Origin of the sequence: Amycolatopsis kentuckyensis (assembly GCF_041679295.1) — a bacterium.
GTDB lineage: Bacteria > Actinomycetota > Actinomycetes > Mycobacteriales > Pseudonocardiaceae > Amycolatopsis > Amycolatopsis kentuckyensis_A.
In genome coordinates this window covers 84,792-101,370 of sequence record NZ_JBGDMD010000012.1, presented here as the reverse complement: position 1 = coordinate 101,370, position 16,579 = coordinate 84,792, and the positions used below count along the sequence as shown (strand labels likewise).

Annotated in this window: 22 protein-coding genes and 1 tRNA gene; 16 read left to right on the top strand and 7 right to left on the bottom strand. The window is 68.3% G+C overall.

The genetic code is table 11. From position 1 onward, the window contains the following. Window position 1: 1 nt before the first annotated feature. The gene (locus tag ACERZO_RS40630; protein WP_372671314.1) at window positions 2-970 is read right to left on the bottom strand and encodes a hypothetical protein; all 969 of its coding nucleotides are present in this window, start codon (window positions 968-970) and stop codon (window positions 2-4) included. Window positions 971-1,104: 134 nt separating this feature from the next. Between ACERZO_RS40630 and htpX the strand changes: the two genes are divergently transcribed. From htpX to ACERZO_RS40615, 3 genes are read left to right on the top strand one after another with little or no spacing between them, the layout of a single operon-like run. Continuing rightward, the gene (gene htpX, locus ACERZO_RS40625) at window positions 1,105-1,956 is read left to right on the top strand and encodes a zinc metalloprotease HtpX (protein WP_372671313.1); all 852 of its coding nucleotides are present in this window, start codon (window positions 1,105-1,107) and stop codon (window positions 1,954-1,956) included. Window positions 1,957-2,008: 52 nt separating this feature from the next. Then, entirely contained in the window at window positions 2,009-3,103 is a 1,095-nt protein-coding gene (locus tag ACERZO_RS40620; protein ID WP_372671312.1) for an LLM class flavin-dependent oxidoreductase, read from the top strand. Window position 3,104: 1 nt separating this feature from the next. Continuing rightward, the gene (locus ACERZO_RS40615) at window positions 3,105-4,415 is read left to right on the top strand and encodes an NtaA/DmoA family FMN-dependent monooxygenase (protein ID WP_372671311.1); all 1,311 of its coding nucleotides are present in this window, start codon (window positions 3,105-3,107) and stop codon (window positions 4,413-4,415) included. On the opposite strand, the gene rfbA is transcribed toward ACERZO_RS40615, so the two are convergent. Together rfbA and ACERZO_RS40605 are read right to left on the bottom strand one after the other, a co-directional pair. Continuing rightward, on the bottom strand, window positions 4,412-5,287 hold the full coding sequence (rfbA, locus tag ACERZO_RS40610) for a glucose-1-phosphate thymidylyltransferase RfbA (RefSeq protein ID WP_372671310.1): 876 nt from the start codon (window positions 5,285-5,287) through the stop codon (window positions 4,412-4,414). The two genes, ACERZO_RS40615 and rfbA, sit on opposite strands and share 4 nt — an antisense overlap. Before the next feature lie 53 nt (window positions 5,288-5,340). Next, complete coding sequence (locus tag ACERZO_RS40605; RefSeq protein WP_372671309.1) at window positions 5,341-6,477, bottom strand: sialidase family protein; 1,137 nt, start codon at window positions 6,475-6,477, stop codon at window positions 5,341-5,343. A 281-nt stretch (window positions 6,478-6,758) separates the two neighbouring features. Between ACERZO_RS40605 and ACERZO_RS40600 the strand changes: the two genes are divergently transcribed. Further along, on the top strand, window positions 6,759-7,277 hold the full coding sequence (locus ACERZO_RS40600; RefSeq protein WP_372671308.1) for a hypothetical protein: 519 nt from the start codon (window positions 6,759-6,761) through the stop codon (window positions 7,275-7,277). 33 nt (window positions 7,278-7,310) lie between these two features. On the opposite strand, the gene ACERZO_RS40595 is transcribed toward ACERZO_RS40600, so the two are convergent. Further along, window positions 7,311-7,802, bottom strand: a complete 492-nt coding sequence (locus tag ACERZO_RS40595) for a YajQ family cyclic di-GMP-binding protein (protein WP_372671307.1) — start codon at window positions 7,800-7,802, stop codon at window positions 7,311-7,313. 118 nt (window positions 7,803-7,920) lie between these two features. On the opposite strand from ACERZO_RS40595, the gene ACERZO_RS40590 reads away from it, so the two are divergent. Further along, a tRNA-Tyr gene (locus ACERZO_RS40590) sits at window positions 7,921-8,003 on the top strand. Window positions 8,004-8,172: 169 nt separating this feature from the next. Here the strand turns inward: ACERZO_RS40590 and ACERZO_RS40585 are convergent. Beyond that, window positions 8,173-9,030: a hypothetical protein gene (locus ACERZO_RS40585; RefSeq protein WP_372671306.1), complete on the bottom strand. Its 858-nt coding sequence runs from the start codon at window positions 9,028-9,030 to the stop codon at window positions 8,173-8,175. Between the two features lie 277 nt (window positions 9,031-9,307). Between ACERZO_RS40585 and ACERZO_RS40580 the strand changes: the two genes are divergently transcribed. From ACERZO_RS40580 to ACERZO_RS40570, 3 genes are all read left to right on the top strand, one after another. Beyond that, the gene (locus tag ACERZO_RS40580; RefSeq protein ID WP_372671305.1) at window positions 9,308-10,243 is read left to right on the top strand and encodes an HNH endonuclease; all 936 of its coding nucleotides are present in this window, start codon (window positions 9,308-9,310) and stop codon (window positions 10,241-10,243) included. A gap of 189 nt (window positions 10,244-10,432) precedes the next feature. Beyond that, window positions 10,433-10,792 (top strand): hypothetical protein, encoded by a 360-nt coding sequence (locus ACERZO_RS40575; protein WP_372671304.1) that lies wholly within the window; start codon window positions 10,433-10,435, stop codon window positions 10,790-10,792. 9 nt (window positions 10,793-10,801) lie between these two features. Continuing rightward, a complete protein-coding gene (locus ACERZO_RS40570; protein ID WP_372671303.1) occupies window positions 10,802-11,002 on the top strand; it encodes a hypothetical protein in 201 nt (66 codons plus the stop codon). 476 nt (window positions 11,003-11,478) lie between these two features. On the opposite strand, the gene ACERZO_RS40565 is transcribed toward ACERZO_RS40570, so the two are convergent. Further along, window positions 11,479-12,129 carry an HAD family hydrolase gene (locus ACERZO_RS40565; RefSeq protein ID WP_372671302.1) on the bottom strand — a complete coding sequence of 217 codons (651 nt, stop codon included), beginning with the start codon at window positions 12,127-12,129 and terminating at the stop codon, window positions 11,479-11,481. Next, window positions 12,129-12,971 (bottom strand): GntR family transcriptional regulator, encoded by an 843-nt coding sequence (locus ACERZO_RS40560; RefSeq protein WP_372671301.1) that lies wholly within the window; start codon window positions 12,969-12,971, stop codon window positions 12,129-12,131. Before ACERZO_RS40560 ends, ACERZO_RS40565 begins: the two co-directional genes overlap by 1 nt. Window positions 12,972-13,145: 174 nt before the next feature. On the opposite strand from ACERZO_RS40560, the gene ACERZO_RS40555 reads away from it, so the two are divergent. The 8 genes from ACERZO_RS40555 to ACERZO_RS40520 all read left to right on the top strand — a co-directional run bounded on the left by ACERZO_RS40555 (window position 13,146) and on the right by ACERZO_RS40520 (window position 16,577). Further along, complete coding sequence (locus tag ACERZO_RS40555; protein ID WP_372671300.1) at window positions 13,146-13,295, top strand: hypothetical protein; 150 nt, start codon at window positions 13,146-13,148, stop codon at window positions 13,293-13,295. A 40-nt stretch (window positions 13,296-13,335) separates the two neighbouring features. Continuing rightward, on the top strand, window positions 13,336-13,617 hold the full coding sequence (locus ACERZO_RS40550) for a hypothetical protein (RefSeq protein WP_372671299.1): 282 nt from the start codon (window positions 13,336-13,338) through the stop codon (window positions 13,615-13,617). Between the two features lie 110 nt (window positions 13,618-13,727). After that, on the top strand, window positions 13,728-14,030 hold the full coding sequence (locus ACERZO_RS40545) for a hypothetical protein (protein WP_372671298.1): 303 nt from the start codon (window positions 13,728-13,730) through the stop codon (window positions 14,028-14,030). Further along, complete coding sequence (locus ACERZO_RS40540) at window positions 14,027-14,455, top strand: RRQRL motif-containing zinc-binding protein (protein ID WP_372671297.1); 429 nt, start codon at window positions 14,027-14,029, stop codon at window positions 14,453-14,455. The genes ACERZO_RS40545 and ACERZO_RS40540 overlap by 4 nt, the downstream gene beginning before the upstream one ends. 97 nt (window positions 14,456-14,552) lie before the next feature. Continuing rightward, a complete protein-coding gene (locus ACERZO_RS40535) occupies window positions 14,553-14,945 on the top strand; it encodes a hypothetical protein (RefSeq protein WP_372671296.1) in 393 nt (130 codons plus the stop codon). Further along, on the top strand, window positions 14,942-15,187 hold the full coding sequence (locus ACERZO_RS40530) for a hypothetical protein (protein ID WP_372671295.1): 246 nt from the start codon (window positions 14,942-14,944) through the stop codon (window positions 15,185-15,187). The genes ACERZO_RS40535 and ACERZO_RS40530 overlap by 4 nt, the downstream gene beginning before the upstream one ends. After that, window positions 15,184-15,477: a hypothetical protein gene (locus ACERZO_RS40525; RefSeq protein ID WP_372671294.1), complete on the top strand. Its 294-nt coding sequence runs from the start codon at window positions 15,184-15,186 to the stop codon at window positions 15,475-15,477. The genes ACERZO_RS40530 and ACERZO_RS40525 overlap by 4 nt, the downstream gene beginning before the upstream one ends. Beyond that, window positions 15,474-16,577 (top strand): hypothetical protein, encoded by a 1,104-nt coding sequence (locus tag ACERZO_RS40520; protein WP_372671293.1) that lies wholly within the window; start codon window positions 15,474-15,476, stop codon window positions 16,575-16,577. The genes ACERZO_RS40525 and ACERZO_RS40520 overlap by 4 nt, the downstream gene beginning before the upstream one ends. Window positions 16,578-16,579: the final 2 nt, after the last annotated feature.

Genomic DNA, 16,579 nt, shown 5'->3' with positions numbered 1-16,579 from the left:
CTCAGAAATCGCGGACGAGGGAAACCCTGCCGTGCAAGGGATCCGTGACGAACACCGTGCGCGTGCGCTGGTCCACCGCGACGTCGCCGGGGTTGACGCCCAGCGGCAGCTCGCCGGTCAGTGTCCCGCTCGCGCCGTCGACCCGGCTCAGCCCGTTCTGGCCGCCGTTGGTGTAGACGGTGTTCGTGCCCTGGTGCACGGCGAGCGACGACGATTCGCTGCGCAGCAACACGGTCTTCCGCTCGGTGCGGGTCGCCGGGTCCACAATGGACATGTGGTGGATGCCGGAGTTGGCCACGTACACCGAACCGCTCTCGGCGTGCACGGCGACGGCGGTCGGGCGCGCGCCGACCTTCACGCTGGCGACGAACTTCCCGCTGTCGATCGAAAACACCTCGACCGAATCCGTGCCGGTGCTCGCGCAGTAGGCGAGCTTGCGGCCGGCGTCGACGGCGATCCCGGCGAGGCTCGGCTTCGGGCCCGGCACGAGCGCGGCCAGGGTGCAGCTGACGCCGTCGAGCACGGCGAGCGTGCCGGTGCCGCCGCTGGCCGCGTAGACGCGGTTGGCGCGCTCGTCCACGGCCAGCGCGGACGCCCCCGCTCCCGCGCCGATCACGCTCACCAGGTCGTGGGTGCGGCCGTCGAGGACCACGACGGTGCCGGCCGGCGGGTTCGCGACGTAGATCCGGTTGGCCTTCGGGTCGACCGCGACGGCACCCGGCGCGCCGCCGACCCGGACCACCGCGCCGACCGAGGCCGTGCGCGGGTCGACCACCGAAACCGTCCCGGCCTCGGGATCCGTGACGTAGGCGAGCCCGGTGACGGGATTCACCGCGACCGCGGTCGGGGCCCCGCCGAGGTCGATCGACCGGACGTCCTGCGCCCGCGCGACCCCGGGCAGGACCACGGCCCCGGCGCTGGCCGTGACCAGCGCAAACAGTGCCCTCCGGCCTATCGGGCGACCTCGCATCGGCGCCTCCGCTCGTGATCAACTCGCCTGCCGAGCCTAACCCGCGCCATCATCACGTGAAGGAACTTCGCGTCCCCCGATCGCGTTGTTTCCACTGGGTAACCCACTTCCAGAGCGGACGGAGGCGAGCGCGCGTGCACGGGCACCAGAACGGACTGAAGACGGCGGTGCTGCTCGGCCTGCTGTCGGCGATCATCATCGCGATCAGCGGGCTCTTCGGCCGCGGCGCGCTGGTCATCGGCCTGGTCATCGCGCTGGGGATGAACGCGTACGCCTACTTCAACTCCGACAAGCTGGCGCTGCGCGCGATGCGGGCGCGGCCGGTGTCCGAGGTCGAGCAGCCCGCGATGTACCGGATCGTGCGCGAGCTCGCGCAGGTCGCCCGCCAGCCGATGCCGCAGCTCTACCTGAGCCCGACCGTCGCGCCGAACGCGTTCGCGACCGGCCGCAGCCCGCGCCACGCGGCCGTCTGCTGCACCACCGGCATCCTCGACCTGCTCGACGAGCGCGAGCTGCGGGCCGTGCTCGGCCACGAGCTGTCCCACGTCTACAACCGCGACATCCTGATCTCGTGCGTCGCCGGCGCGCTGGCCAGCGTGATCAGCGTCCTCGCGAACATCGCGCTGTTCTTCGGCGGCAACAACCGCGACGGCAGCCCGCTGGTCAGCCTGATGCTGGTCTTCGTCGGCCCGATCGCCGCCGCCGTCATCCGGATGGGGGTCAGCCGATCGCGGGAATACCAGGCCGACGCGTCCGGTGCCGAGCTGACCGGCGACCCGCTGGGCCTGGCCTCGGCGCTGCGGAAGCTGGACGCCGGGACGCGGGCGCGGCCCCTGGTCGCCGAGCCGCAGCTGGTGTCGCAGTCGCACCTGATGATCGCGAACCCGTTCCGCCCCGGCGAGGGCCTGAGCAAGCTGTTCTCGACGCACCCGCCGATCGCCGACCGCATCGCGCGGCTCGAGGAAATGGCCCGCCGCAGCTTCTGATCCCAGCAGGTGGGAGCGGGAATCCCGATCTCACCAGCGGAGTTCCCCAGGCATGGTTTCCGCACAGCTGCACCTGGGCGTCGCCATCGACGGGGCCGGGTACCACCCGGCCGCGTGGCGTGTCTCCGCGGTCGAGCCCGCCGCGCTGTTCACCTCCGGTCACTACCTGAAGTACGCGAAGCTCGCCGAAGCCGCTTCGCTCGACTTCGTGACTCTCGACGACTCCCTGGCGCTGCAGCCCGGCGGCGAGGAGGTCGTGCGCGGGCGCCTCGACGCCCTGCTCACGCTGTCCGCCCTCGCGCCGGCGACCAGCCGGATCGGCCTGGTCCCGACGGTCACCACCACCCACACCGAGCCGTTCCACGTCTCGACGTCGGTCGCGACCCTCGACTACGCCAGCCGCGGCCGCGCCGGCGTCCTCGCGGTGCCGTCGCTGACCGACGGCGAGGCCGCGCACTTCGGCCGTCGCCCGGCCCCGTCGCCGGCCGACGGCGAGGCCGAGACCGCCGAGGTCCTCGACGTCAGCGCCCGGCTCTGGGACAGCTGGGAGGACGACGCGATCGTCCGCGACGCCGCCACCGGCCGGTTCATCGACCGGGAGAAGCTGCACTACGTCGACTTCGAGGGCCGCTTCTTCAGCGTGAAGGGCCCGTCGATCACGCCGCGGCCGCCGCAGGGCCACCCGGTGACCGCGGTCTACGGCGATTCGCCGCACGCCGTCGGCGCCGACGTGGTCATCACCCGCGCCGACCACCTCGAAGCCGTGCGTGCCGCGGCCGCCCGGTTCCCCGGCGCGAAGGTCCTGGCCACGGTGTCGATCGTGCTCGCCGAGACCGAGCAGGGCGCCCGCGACCGGCAGCACGAACTGGACGCGCTGACGCCGTTCGAGCCCGCCGGCCTGTCCTTCGCCGGCACCCCCGCTCAGCTGGCCGCCGAGCTGCCGCGCTGGGCCGCCGAGACCGGCGTCGCCGGCTTCCACCTGCGGCCCGCCGTCCTGCCCGACGACCTCGACCTGCTCGCCGGCGAGGTCGTCCCGGCGCTGCGCGCGGCCGGCGCGTTCCGGGACGGCTACCGCGGCGAGACCCTGCGCGACCACCTCGGCCTCGGCCGGGCCGTCAACGCCTACGCCGTCACCCCGGGAGCCTGAGATGACCAAGCAGATCAAGCTCGCCGCGCACTTCCCCGGCGTCAACAACACGACGGTGTGGAGCGACCCGGCGTCGGGCAGCCAGATCGACTTCGCGTCCTTCGAACACCTCGCCCGCACGGCCGAGCGCGGCAAGTTCGACTTCCTCTTCCTCGCCGAGGGGCTGCGGCTGCGCGAGCACGCGGGCAAGATCCTCGACTCCGACGTCGTCGGGCGACCCAACACGACGACCGTGCTGGCCGCGCTTTCCGCCGTCACCACGCACCTCGGCCTGGCGGGCACGCTGTCCTCGACGTTCAACGAGCCCTACGAGGTCGCCCGCCAGGTCGCGAGCATCGACCACCTCTCCGGCGGGCGCGCGGCGTGGAACGTCGTGACGTCGCCGGACGCGTGGACGGGCAAGAACTTCCGCCGCGGCGGCTTCCTCAAGCGCGAGGACCGCTACGCGCGCGCCGAAGAGTTCCTGACCACCGTGCGCGAGCTGTGGGACAGCTGGCAGCCCGGAACCCTGGTGGGGGACAAGGAGAACGGCGTCTTCGCCCGCGACCCCGGCAAGTTCGTCCACAGCGGACCGCAGTTCGACATCCACGGCCGGTTCACGCTGCCGCGGACGCCGCAGGGGCAGCCGATCGTCATCCAGGCCGGCGACTCCGACGAAGGCCGCGAGTTCGCCGCTAAGGCCGCCGACGTCATCTTCAGCCGGCACGGCACCCTCGAAGACGGCCAGGCGTTCTTCCACGACGTCAAGCGGCGGCTGGCCGCGTACGGCCGCGAGTACGGCGAGCTGCTGATCATGCCGGCGGCGACGTTCGTCCTCGGCGACACCGACGCCGAAGCCGAGGAGCACGCGCGCGAGATCCGGCTCCAGCAGGTCCGCCCGGCCACCGCGATCCAGTTCCTCGAGCAGGTGTGGAGCCGCGACCTGTCGGACTACGACGTCGACGGGCCGCTGCCGGAGGTCGACCCCGACCCGGACGCCGAGCCGCTGACCTGGGGCCGCGTCCGGCACGAGAAGGACCAGCTGGCGCTCGCGCGGAAGTGGCGGGCCATCGCGGAGGAGAAGAAGCTCTCGATCCGCGAGCTGGTGATCGAGGTCACCGCGCGCCAGCAGTTCGTCGGCACGCCGTCGACCGTGGCTTCGACGATCGACGAGTACGTCCAGTCCGACGCCGCCGACGGGTTCGTCCTGGTGCCGCACCTGACGCCGACCGGGCTCGACGAGTTCGTCGAAAAGGTCGTGCCCCTCCTGCAGGAAAAGGGCGTGTTCCGCACCGAGTACAGCGGCACGACGCTGCGCGAGCAGCTCTTTTAGGCGCCTGCGGCTACGGCGACTGCCTTCACGTAGTCGCCGTAGCCGGACTTCGCCAGCTTCTCGCCGAGCGCGTAGCACTCGGCGGCGTCGATGAAGCCCATCCGCAGCGCGATCTCCTCGAGGCACGCGATGCGCACGCCGGTGCGGTGCTCCAGCACCTGCACGAACTGGCCGGCTTCGAGCAGCGAGTCGTGCGTGCCGGTGTCGAGCCAGGCGAAGCCGCGGCCGAGGTCGACCAGCGACGCCCGGTCCTGCCGCACGTACGTGAGGTTGACGTCGGTGATCTCCAGCTCGCCGCGCGCCGACGGCTTCAGCGCGCGGGCGATGTCGACGACCTGGTTGTCGTAGAAGTACAGCCCGGTGATCGCCTTGTTGGACCGCGGCTTGGCGGGCTTCTCCTCGATGGTCAGCAGCTTGCCGGCCGCGTCGACCTCGCCGACGCCGTAGCGCTCGGGGTCCTTCACCGGGTAGCCGAACAGGACGCAGCCGTCGAGCTCGAGCACGGCCGTCTGCAGCCGGCCGGAGAAGCCCTGGCCGTAGAAGATGTTGTCGCCGAGGACGAGGGCCACGTCGTCGTCGCCGATGAAGTCCGCGCCGATCACGAAGGCCTCGGCGAGGCCGTTCGGGCTGGGCTGCTCGGCGTAGGAGAACGAGACGCCGAACTGGTCGCCGTTGCCCAGCAGCTTGCGGAACATCGGCAGGTCGGCGGGGGTGGAGATGACGAGGATCTCGCGGATCCCGGCCAGCATGAGGACCGAGATCGGGTAGTAGACCATCGGTTTGTCGTAGACCGGCAGCAGCTGCTTCGACACCGCCTGGGTGATCGGGTGCAGGCGCGTCCCGCTGCCTCCGGCCAGCACGATGCCCTTCATGAACTGCCTCCTCGGATCCGGCGTCGGCCCCACCCTACGGGCCGGGGCCGGCCTCAGAAGGCCGGTCCCTTGCCGAAGTAGGCCTTGCAGCCGGAGTTGTACTCGGTGGCGATCTCCAGCACGTTGCGGCCGTCGTCGACCGGCAGCAGCGTCGAGGAGTAGTTGGGGCAGAAGTTGTTGTAGATGCCGGTGATGTGCACGGGCGCGGGCAGCTCGTACCAGTTGCCGCTGCCGAAGTCGTCGTTGGCCAGCAGGACCTGGCCGTTCCCGGGCTGCGGCTGGCCCTTCGCGTTGGTGTAGATCTGCCCGACCATCACGATCCGCACGCCGTTGCGGCCGCCGGGGAAGAGCGCGATCGTCTGCGCGTGCTGGAAGTAGTTGCCGTTCGCGGTGTTCACGCGGGTGCCGGGGTCGGTGGGGCTGCCCCAGTTGGCGCCGTCGGGGGAGATCTTGAAGTACGGGTCGCAGTAGCGGTCGCGGAAGTTGCAGATCTCGTAGGCGAAGTAGTACCGGCCGTCGGGCAGGCGGCGGATGATCGGCATGCCGGGCCGGACCCGGTCCGGCGGGATGGCCAGGGTGAGCTGCTTGGTGCCCCACGTCACACCGTCGGTCGAGGCGACGCGGTTGAGGACCTGGGCGTACTTCGGGGCCTGCGTCTCGTCGGCGAAGTGGAGCCAGAGCGTGCCACCGGCGTCGACGGTGAACTCCGGTTCCCAGATGCCGTCGATGTTGTGCGACCGCGCGGCCTCGGACAGGAACCGCCACGAGCGGCCGCCGTCCGGGCTGGCCCAGATCTTGATCCCGACGCGCCGCTGCGCCCCGGCGTCCTGCCGGTAGGAAGCGGCCCAGAGCAGGGTGCCCGCGCGGAGCCGGCCGACCCGCTGCGGCAGCTCGTAGATCGTGCCGCAGCACATGCCGTACCGGCCGTCCGGGTCGTGGATGGCGCCGATCTGGTGGAAGGTGTCGCCCTCGTCGGTGCTCTCCATGATGGGCGTGAACTTGCCGCTCGCGTCTTCGCTGGTCAGCGAGGCGATGATGCGCCCGCGGCCGAAGATCGAGTAGTCGAGCCGGACGAGCCGGGCGTAGGAGCCGAGGCCGGGAAGCAGCTGCTTGCGCTCGGCGGCGCTCGCGGGCGTCAGTGTCGCGCCGATCACGGTGAGTGACAGCACGAAGGCGAGCAAGCGGCGCATCCTGACCCTCTCCACGCAGTGACCGCGCGATTACAGCACGGGGATCGGGTCCTTCGTGGACAGTCACACGGCCCATTCGCGCGTTCGAGGGGTTTGCTGTGCCCTTCCGGGTGACGGGTAACGTGGAGTAGCTGCGAGGGGGAGCGATGAAACGTGGGTTGCTCGGTTTTCTGGTCTTGGTCCTGGTGGCTGGGTGCGGGTCGACGACGGGGTTCGGCACGATCGTGACTTCTTCTGCTCCGGCCCCTCCCACTACATCGGCGGCGCCAGTCCTGAAGGACGTGCCGACGGAGACGCACACGGGCAAGGGTGACGGCGAGTTCGCGACCAGCTGGCCGGCGGACCAGCTGGGCTTCTTCACGTTCGACTGCCCGAAGTGCTCGTCGAACGTGATGGTGGACACCGACGGCGGCGAGTACGGTCTGGTCAACGCGATCGGCGCGTACAAGGGGACGACGTGGCTGAACACGGAACCCGACCGCCCGACGACGAAGATCACGGTCCACGCGAACGCAGCATGGACGGCGACTATCGCGGACTACCGGAGCCTGCCGGTGGCGGCTTCGGGGGCGACGGCGTCGGGCAAGGGGGATGCGGTGTTCCGGGTTCCCGAGGGGGTCCGGTCGGTGGCGTTCACGGCTCGCACGCGGGGGAACGTGGCGCTGTGGATCCACTCGGAGAAGGTCCGCGACCTGCTGGTGAACGAGATCGGCGACCTGTCGAAGACGGTTGACGTTGTGGGGCCGGCGTACTTGCTGGTCGAGGGGTACGAGGCCAGCTGGACGATCACGCCGTCCTGAGCGGGCACCCGTGGCCGGGTGCCCGCGGCGGCGTCAGCGGTAGTTGGTGAACTGCAGCGCGATCTCGAAGTCCTTGCCCTTCAGCAACGCGATCACGTCCTGCAGCTGGTCCTTCTTCTTGCCCGACACCCGCAGCTGGTCACCCTGGATCTGGGCCTGGACGCCCTTCGGGCCCTCGTCGCGGATGAACTTCGCGATCTGCTTCGCCTTGTCCGACGCGATGCCCTGCAGGATCTTGCCCGAGATCTTGTAGATCTTGCCCGACAGCGCCGGCTCGCCCGCTTCGAACGCCTTCAACGAGATGCTGCGCTTGATCAGCTTCTCCTTGAACACCTCGACCGCGGCCAGGGCGCGCTCCTCGGTCTCGGACTCGATCGCGATCGCCTCCTCGCCGGACCAGTTGATCGTCGTGCCCGTGCCGCGGAAGTCGAAGCGCGTGCCCAGCTCCTTGCTCGCCTGGTTGAGCGCGTTGTCCACCTCCTGGCGGTCGACCTTGCTCACGACGTCGAAAGAGGGATCCGCCACGTGTCCTCACACCTCGTACTCGCTTGTCAGGGGCCACCCAGCCTAGCCCCGGGTATCCCGGTTGACCCCCGCCGGGAGCCCTTGGGTAAGCTTCTCCCCGGCCGGTACGACCGGCCATGGCGGGTTACCCGAGTGGCCAAAGGGGACTGGCTGTAAACCAGTTGGCTTACGCCTACGGGGGTTCGAATCCCTCACCCGCCACCCAGCGAAGAAGCCCCGTGACCACGACGTATGTCGGGCGCGGGGCTTCTTCGTGTGTGCAGTCATGTGCGGCGACATGCGGCTGTATGCGGCCATCCGTGGGCGATCCGTGGGCAGCGCCCGCGCTCCGTCAGCCGCTGCCGGAGGTAGCCTCCTAGCTCCGTGCAGGTCAGCAGACTGCGCCCTTCAGCCGCTCGGAGACTCTTTTGATCTCATCCACTTTAGGGAAGTGGAACACGCCGAAGTGGTCAGCCCTTTCCATGGTCAGCTCGACGAAGCTGAACTCGGACTTGGGGAAGAGCTTGTCGACCTTCGTCTTCCGGCCCTGGTGGCGCTCCATCGCGCGCTCCTCGTCGGCGAGCTTGTACTTAGGATTGATCACGAAGACGCTGAGGATCTTCTGGTTCACCCAGCCATCCGCGCGGAAGTTGGCATCCGCCAGCGGGTGCACTTTGACCGGCACCTCCAGCGCGCGGAGCGCGACGACGGTGTACATCTCCCGCATGAACCCGTAGTACGCGTTGCCGATCCGCCAGTTCAGCGATGCCTCCGCGAGGGCCAGCGCCCCGTGCTCCGGTTCCTTCCAGGTCGGATGGTCCTCAACCAGTTTTTCCAGCTCCTCGGTGAAGATCTCGTTCTCCAGCTCCGCGCGCTCGGCTCCGAGCATCTTCATCCCTTGCGGATCGCTATTGACGAACTCCTTGACCTCGTTCCACAGTGGCAGCCGGCCCAGGGTTTCGAGCAGCACATGGAACACGTGGACGAACGCGAACCGCGGGTACCAGTCGCTCGCCTTGACGATGTGCTCGATTTTCTCCTTCTTGATGTCCCCAAGCGGATGGGTGTGGTTCTTCTTGATCCACTCGAAGTGCTCTAGCCTGCAGTCGTAGATCGCTCTCGTGGTGTGATCGCGCATCGTTTCCACGACCTCGGCCCGCCGCTTGTCCTTCTCCCAGCCGTAGTAGGCGTCCTTGGCTTCCTGTGTCACCAGGAAGGTGCTGCGTACCTCGTCCGCGCTCGTCTCCATCGCTACCGCTCCTCGCCGTCGGGGACCCAGTTGCCCGGCCAAGCTAACGCGGCCCACCGACAGAAAGTTGCAGTTACGCAGCTGCAGCAGGCCGGCGGCCCCAGCTCGCCGAGGTAGCCGACTAGGCGGCGTGTTGCCGCCGGACAGGCAGTTGTCCGACGGCAACGCTGGGACAAACTGCAGGTAGAACTCACTTGCGCGCCAAGTCGGCATGCCGCACACTTGAATTGTTCATGCCGACTTGGGCAGTTTGCCCGCGTGAAGGACGTGGCCCACTGTGAACTCCGCCACTGAGACTCCCGATACGACTCCTGTCCTGCCCCGTCCAGACAGTGATGAGCTCAAGAGCCTGATCAGCGGCAGGGAGGCGCGCGAGGCGTACCGCTGGCTGTGGGAGAACCGCGACAACCCGCAGCCCATGTCCAAGTGGCTGGAGCGGTCCCAAGCGATCTTCGGTAAGACCAACGCCAACGCCGGTCGGCGTCTCCGGGATGTCTACCCGGCATTCGAGGTCGAACGGTTCAAGCAGCCTGGCTCTGGTGAGTGGGTCTACAAGCTTGTCGCCGCCAAGGACGAGCCCCTGGACACCGCGCCCATCTCACCGCGGCTGCAGGCTGAGGTCTTCGTGCAGAAAGGGCGTTTCTGCGCCATGTGCGGGCGCGGCCCCCACCCCGACGATGGAGGTGTGAAGCTCCAGATTGACCACATCACGCCGCGCGAGTGGGGCGGCGAGACGGTCATCGACAACCTCGAACCCCTGTGCACCGAACACAACCACGGCAAGAGGGCGTTCTTCGCCACCTTCGACGACATCGGGCCGCTCGTCCGGCAGGCGATGGAAGGTGCCGACCCCTGGACACGTATCGGCGAACTGCTCAAGGCGTTCCGCACGGCCAGCCGGCCGTGTCCGGTCTCCTTAGTGTTCCTCGTCGCCCGCGAAACTCACAAGGGCGATCCGCTCAAGCGCCTGCGCGAGCTGCGCTATGTGCTCGGATGGCCGATCCAGCCGCGCCGTGTCAAGGACGACGACGGTGTGACACACGTGACGTACGAGCTGACCGGACCCGCGCCTGCATGGCCTGCAGAGGGACCTCAGGCCCGTGTGACGCAGTACGAGCGCGAGCGGAAGGCACGGAAGCGCAAAGAGGCAAAGGGCGGAACTCGCGTCGCCACGGAGTCCCATCCCGACGACGAAGGCCTGTTCGCGGTGTAGGCCCCGTGAAAGAGCCTCGTGCCAGGAAGCATGTAGTGGCACGAGGCTTCTTCTGTACGCGTTCGGACGGGGTGATGCAGCCGCTTGCGGCCTGGTCACCTTGCCGCAATCGAACACGTGTTCTACATTCGTGTTCAGCTGAGCTGGCGCGGGAAGGGCCTGTTCAGAGGAGGTACGGAGGAGCACGCCATGGTCACGAAGTACGAACGCCAGCTTGAGCGTGCCGAAGTCGCCAAGCGAATGCAGAAGCATGCCGACGAGGTGCACGCCGTCGGCTCCAGGATGCCGTTCTGGCGTCTCGACGAAGCCGGCGACGAGATCATGATCCGCGACCTCGACGGCTCACCGCTGATCACCTTCCACGGAATCCACTCAGTTCAGATGGCCCGCTGGTTCGAGCTGGTCGGCCGCCGCACCGCCGGCATGGCGCTGGCCGAACTCATCCGCGCATCCAGCGGCAGCGCGGAGGAGGTCCCCGGACGAGACGCAGCGCTCCGACTACTCCAAGAAATGCAGCTCGAAGAGAAGCCGGCCCGGTACCGGCGCTGAGGCACGCAAATGGACGCCCCCGACCTGGCGAACGCCACTACCTACGTAGTCGCTGACCAGCCCAACGCCGTCGACCGCTGGCACGTCCTGCCCGACATGACCGTGATCTACGAACGCCGGCCCGGCGAATTCGAGGAAGCTCGGGTGCTCACGGCCGCCACCCTTCGCGATCGGCCCCTGTGGCGCGAGGTTTCGGAACCTGCGACTTAGAGTCCACGGCCCGTCCGCTGCCGCGGACAGGCAACGGAGGCTGGAACAGGGGGACCCTCCTCTGTTCCAGCCTCTTCTACCCGTCCCGTGACTACAGAGACAGAGAATTAGAGTGGGAAGAGAGCTGTCACTGCGGGTGTCACTCACCTGTCACACCTAAAACCGCAGGTCAGACGGGCTGAAGTGACAGAGTGACAGGTGTGACAGTCTCGACACGCCACAGGTGTCACTCCTCTGATGTGCTGGGAGTAAGCCTCACTCCTCGGATCTGAGAAAACCGGCGCTCAGAACCTCTGTGCCGATCCCCTGGGGCTAACCACACCAGGGAGGCCCCAAGGGGCCGTGTACGGCGCTCTCAGGCGGCGAAATTTCGGCTATTGCCGGGGCTGTGGGCGCGCTCAGTGTAGCGATCCTGTTCAAACGCCATCGCGCGCCACTGGGCCACTGGCGCTGCAAACACGGCCATCTGAAGGCCGCTATCCAGCCAGTTCGGTCATGCTTTCAATGACGAACTCCGCGCCCGCTTCCTGTAGCGCCTCCCGCTTTCCTGGCTTGTTCGCGAAGCCGACGCTATGCACGCCTCTGCTTTGGGCAACCTCGATATCGGACGTCGAATCGCCGATAAAGACGACCTTCTCGCCCTGAACTCCCAATGCCTTCAGTGTACGATCAAGTCCGTACGGGTTCGGCTTCATGAGATCGGGACGTGCAAATGGTCGACCTACAACTGGTCCCAAACGTTGATCGGCTGCCATCTTTTCCATGAACTTAGAGACGGCCTCAAGAGAGTTGTTGCTCAATATTCCGATGGTCTTGCCCCGCGCGGCGAGGGTGTGCATGGAGCCAAGTCCGCCATCGGTGACACTTGCGGTTTCAACCGCAAGCAACTCGGCCGAAATCAGTTGACGCTCGACCGTCTCGACCGCTGTCGACCCAGATATGTACGCAGAACGAAGTACCTCCAGGGGATCGTCGGTCTCAGTATGCACACCCGTCGTCAGCTCAAGCTGCCGCGCCACAGTTTTCGCCGGTAGGCCAGCAAAAACGCCGCAAATGGGACCGTCGAAATCATAGATCACTGCGACGGATTCCGTTAGGATGTCAGTTAATTTCATGCCACGGCTCATTAAATGACATCCTTTGCGACCGAAGACCAGACGCTGTCAAACCATTTTTGCGCCTGCTCAACATACTGCGAATCGATCGCAGAATTATCCTCCGTCTTAGCGTAGTGGAAAAGAACCGCGTCCTTTCCCATTGGATCGAATATCTCGACGGGCTCGCCTCCGATTGCGACCGAGTGCTGCAATACCGGATAGAATCCGAAGAACGCCTCAGTGCCATTCAGGAGAAACAGCTTGAACAGCGGGGCTGCGTGATAAGTCCGAACTTGCGCGGTTGCCGACTCGACAAGGCCGAGTGCGGATAACTCTTCCACGGTCTCAACGATTCCCTGTGTTGATCGCTGCACGATGCGTTCCGCACGTTTGCGTACGTCCGGCGAATCGACGCCCTCGGGCGCCAGTGCCGGCAGGCCCACGGGCTTCGACAGGTCTGGAAGCAAGATCCGGATTCGCAGGCTCTCAGGCTGAAGTCGTCCGGAGCGAACCTTGTCCAGTGGCTCGCCGATGACGCCCTGAAGCGTCTCCCCCGAGAACCCGGCGAAGTCAATCGCCACGGCGCCGCTCTCGAAGATCGCCTCGACGTGTGGTCGCAGCCCTACTGAGCGCTCAGTCCGCTGCCGAACGAACGACCCTTTCCCTTGCCTGGAGATCACCAGCCCCTCATCGCGTAGCAGGCCAACGGCCTTCTGCGCAGTCATCGGAGCCACCTCGAACTGGCTCGCCAACTCGGCATATGAGGGCAGCCGGTCTCCCGGCTGGTACCTGCCGGTGAGGATCGCAGCCTTCAAAACGGCTGCCACCTGCTGAAACGGCGGGCGGGCGTCGTCTGGGTCGAGTGCATCCATGCCCGCCACCTTACCGCACCCAGCTAGAACAACTAGCTCAGTAGGAGGTCTCTCCTAGCTTTACTAGCTGACTGTCTTGACTCTGCTAGCTAAGCTATGCAAGTCTCTAGGTGTCACCAAGAACACCACGCTCTGGAGGACGAGATGTCGCGGAAGCAGCAGGGATTCCCGGTCATGAAGACCGATTCGGGGTTCGGTCGGAAGCTCGCCGGCCTGGTCGTGGTGGTCGCGCTGCTGGCGTACGTCGTGTCGTCGCCGTTGGAGGCGGCCGGGCACGTCAAGCACATCGCCCACAGCGTGACCACGTTCTTCAGCTCGCTCTAAACCCTCACTGACCAGCACGTTTCTTCGAGAGGACTTCGCAATGGACACCAACGTCTCCCGCCGCCTGACCGACGCTGCGGTGTCGTCCGCCGACGAGTTCGCCGGCGAGGCCGTCTACCCGGACGGGCTGACCGAAGCGGCGATCGACGCGCTGTTGCAGAACGTCTACGGCGAGCTTGCCGCGGACGAGTCCGCCGCGCAGGCCGCGTACCGGTACGACTTCAACGACCAGCGCCGGGTGAGCCGGGCACGGCGCCGCGCCGGCCGCGAGGCCCTGCGGGTGCTGCCGGCGGTCTGGACGTTCGACGGCGAGGCCGCCTGATGGCCGCCCGCCTGCTGATCAGCCCCGACGCGGCGGCCCACTCCGCCAAGAACGCGCCGACCGCGCCGGGTTCCACCGCCCAGTCACGAAACCGCACGGAGGAACCCCAGATGGTAGACACCGCCACCCCGGCCCGCGAGGTCCACACGGTCGCCTACACGCCGGTCGAGCTGAACCGCCTGATCTCCCGCGAGATCGCCGGCCGCCTGCGCGAGGTCGCCGACACGCTGACCACCAACGCCGACGTCGTCGGCGACCTGTTCACCCGCCTGGTTATGGCCGGGACCTACATCGGCGCGTTCGCGGCGCGGGCGCAGACCTACCGGGACGTGGCCTCCCAGCTGCGCGCAGTCGCGGCGTTCGAGCTGGAAACGGCCGGGATCGCCTGCTCGTGGTGCGGGGAGGCGCTGTGAACCCGCGCAACCGTCGCCAGACGGTGACCACGGTGTTCGACGGCCGCACGCACCACGCGGCGTTGTGCCGCGGCGAGCGGGACGGGCTGCCGGTGTTCGGCTGGGGCGAGGCCCCCTCGACCCTGCTCACCCGCACGCAGCTGCGGGAGGTCGGGTTGCGGCCCAACGGACAGGACCCGGTCGCGCTGCTGGTGTTCCGCCACGTCAAGCCCTACGCCCGGGAAACGGTCGCGGAGCTGTTCTCGGTGGAGCGGGCCGCGCTCAAGCGCCCGCCGGTGCCAGGGCAGCTGGACCACGCGATGGAGGCCCGCCGCACCTGCGTCGACTGCGGCGAGATCCAGACCTACTGCGTGCCGACCAGCACTCGCCAGTGCTGGACCTGCTTCGAGATCGAGCAGGCCGACCGCACGGAGGTGGCCGCGTGACCACCAACGACTCCGGCCGCTGGCACGCGGAGAGGCAGCGCCAGCAGGAAGCCATTGACAAGGCCCGCCGCGAAGCCCAACGCCAGGGAGGCAACCGATGACCAGCTACCTCAAACTCGACACCTACGTGTTCGACGGCCGCGGCCTGGCGGCAGTGAACTGCGACCTTGACGTCAACGGCACGCGCGTGTCGATCACGCGGCCGTTTGTCCAGATCGGTCCGCACCTCGCGGTCATCCCGGGCCTGTCCGCTGACGGCAACGGCATCCGCATCCGCCTCGACGTGTGGACCGCGATGAACTTCGGCCACAACGGGCCGGTCACCGTGCTGCCGCTGACTACCCCCAGCCAGGCCGCCGCCGTCGCCGCGGCCCGCGCGTTCGAGGCGGACCCGGCGATCACCTGGTCCGCGCCGCTCGACCAGCTCACGGCCTGGTGCCAACGCTGGGCCGCCGACTTCAACGCGGCGAAGGGGCGTGAGCGCACGTGAACACGTTCGAGGTGTTGCAGCGCCACGGAACCCTCGCGCTGATGCGGTTCGCCGGCACGGTGTGCCTGTTCCTGGTCCTGCACCTGCTGCGCATCCCGCTGGTCATCGCCGAACAGGTCCTCTCCGGCGTGCTGGTCCGACTGGACCGGGCGGCGGCGGTGCAGGCGTCGCGGCCGCCGCGGCGGCCGGTCAACCAGTTCTTCCCCGCAGGTTTCCCGACCGGGCAGGAGGTGCCCCGATGAACGTGACCCGTGAGCAGCGGACCCGGTTGCAGGTGGCGATCGAGTGGGCGGTGTGGCACTTCGGTGAGCTGGCCGGCGTGCTCGGGCCGCTGGCCCTGGCGCTGGTGTTCACCCCCTGGTTCGCCCTGGTGTCCGCGATCGTGGCCGCCGGGTGGGCGGTCCACGAGGTCCGCGACCACCGCGAGCAGACCCGGCTGCACGCCGGCACCGACCGCAAGCAGCTGCCGGCCACGCCAGCCACCGCCGACGACGAGACGACCAGCCACGAGAACCGGGAGGTCACCCGATGACCACGTGGGCCGAAGAGCGCCGCGCCAACCACGCGGCCACCGCGGAGCAGCGCCGCCAAGATGCCGCCGCCGCACTCGATCGCAAGCTGCGGGCGGAGAGCGCCGCGGCTGAGCAGCGCCGCACCGACACCGCGGCCGCCGCCCGTCTGGCCGACAAGCAGCGCGAGGCCCGCCGCGCACGCCGCGCCGCCACGCTGGCACGCCTGACCGGCTGGCTGTCGGCGAACCGGGTCCGGCTCCCGATCTACCTCCTCGCCCTGGTCTCCGCGGGCATGGCCGTGCCCGCCATGGCCGGCTACGGCGTGGGCGTCTACGGGGACGCGACCGGCGCGGCGCTGCCGGCGCTCTCGGAGCTGGGCATGTGGGCGTTCGCGCTGGCCGTGGAGGTCACCCGGCGCCACCACCCGGAGCGGCCGGTGTGGGCGTTGCAGCTCGGAGTGTGGCTGTTCGCCGGCGTCGGGTTCGGCCTGAACGTCGTGCACGGCCTGGACCGCGGCTGGGACGCCGCGGTGGTCATGGGCATCGTGTCCGTCGCCGGCGTCATCGCGCACCAGCTCGCCGTCGCGTCCCCGCCGCGGTCGGAGGCGGAGCGGGCCGCCGCCTGGATCGAGCGGCAGACGCTGCGCAAGGTCGCCAAGGTTCGGGCCGCCGCGGTCCGGCACGCGGTCGCCGAAATCGACGCTGAGGGCCGGGCGCGGCTGGTGTTCACCCCGGGCCGCTACACCCTCGACGGCCGCCGCCTGACCGCCGTGGTCGACCCGGACCAGCACGTCGCCGACGTGCTCGACCACGAAATCGCCGCGTTCTTCGCCGAGCAGGACCAGGCCGGCCGCGCCGACGACACCCCGATCGCCGACGCCCCGATCCTGACCCTCGACCGCCCCGCCGACCAGCCGAAATCGACCCGCAATCCCCGCCCGCCGCGCGCCCCGAAGACGCGCACGATCGAGGACCTGCGCGCCGAGTTCGCCGCCGCGATCGACAACCCCGACGTGGCGATCAACCCGAAGTCGGCGGAGTCGATCCGCAAGACGCTGCACTGCGCGCCGAAGTTCGCCCGCCAGCTGCGCAACGAACACGCCAACCCCAACCGCAAGTGAGG

Bases quoted from the DNA above. Each gene is read 5' to 3' on its own strand.
- ACERZO_RS40630 (WP_372671314.1), bottom strand. From the start codon at position 970: ATGCGAGGTCGCCCGATAGGCCGGAGGGCACTGTTTGCGCTGGTCACG.
- ACERZO_RS40525 (WP_372671294.1), top strand. From the start codon at position 15,184: ATGAACGTGACCCGTGAGCAGCGGACCCGGTTGCAGGTGGCGATCGAG.
- ACERZO_RS40575 (WP_372671304.1), top strand. From the start codon at position 10,433: ATGGTCACGAAGTACGAACGCCAGCTTGAGCGTGCCGAAGTCGCCAAG.
- rfbA (WP_372671310.1), bottom strand. From the start codon at position 5,287: ATGAAGGGCATCGTGCTGGCCGGAGGCAGCGGGACGCGCCTGCACCCG.
- ACERZO_RS40565 (WP_372671302.1), bottom strand. From the start codon at position 12,129: ATGAGCCGTGGCATGAAATTAACTGACATCCTAACGGAATCCGTCGCA.
- ACERZO_RS40585 (WP_372671306.1), bottom strand. From the start codon at position 9,030: ATGGAGACGAGCGCGGACGAGGTACGCAGCACCTTCCTGGTGACACAG.
- ACERZO_RS40605 (WP_372671309.1), bottom strand. From the start codon at position 6,477: ATGCGCCGCTTGCTCGCCTTCGTGCTGTCACTCACCGTGATCGGCGCG.
- ACERZO_RS40550 (WP_372671299.1), top strand. From the start codon at position 13,336: ATGGACACCAACGTCTCCCGCCGCCTGACCGACGCTGCGGTGTCGTCC.
- ACERZO_RS40570 (WP_372671303.1), top strand. From the start codon at position 10,802: ATGGACGCCCCCGACCTGGCGAACGCCACTACCTACGTAGTCGCTGAC.
- ACERZO_RS40545 (WP_372671298.1), top strand. From the start codon at position 13,728: ATGGTAGACACCGCCACCCCGGCCCGCGAGGTCCACACGGTCGCCTAC.
- ACERZO_RS40615 (WP_372671311.1), top strand. From the start codon at position 3,105: ATGACCAAGCAGATCAAGCTCGCCGCGCACTTCCCCGGCGTCAACAAC.
- ACERZO_RS40560 (WP_372671301.1), bottom strand. From the start codon at position 12,971: ATGGATGCACTCGACCCAGACGACGCCCGCCCGCCGTTTCAGCAGGTG.
- ACERZO_RS40535 (WP_372671296.1), top strand. From the start codon at position 14,553: ATGACCAGCTACCTCAAACTCGACACCTACGTGTTCGACGGCCGCGGC.
- ACERZO_RS40520 (WP_372671293.1), top strand. From the start codon at position 15,474: ATGACCACGTGGGCCGAAGAGCGCCGCGCCAACCACGCGGCCACCGCG.
- ACERZO_RS40555 (WP_372671300.1), top strand. From the start codon at position 13,146: ATGAAGACCGATTCGGGGTTCGGTCGGAAGCTCGCCGGCCTGGTCGTG.
- ACERZO_RS40620 (WP_372671312.1), top strand. From the start codon at position 2,009: ATGGTTTCCGCACAGCTGCACCTGGGCGTCGCCATCGACGGGGCCGGG.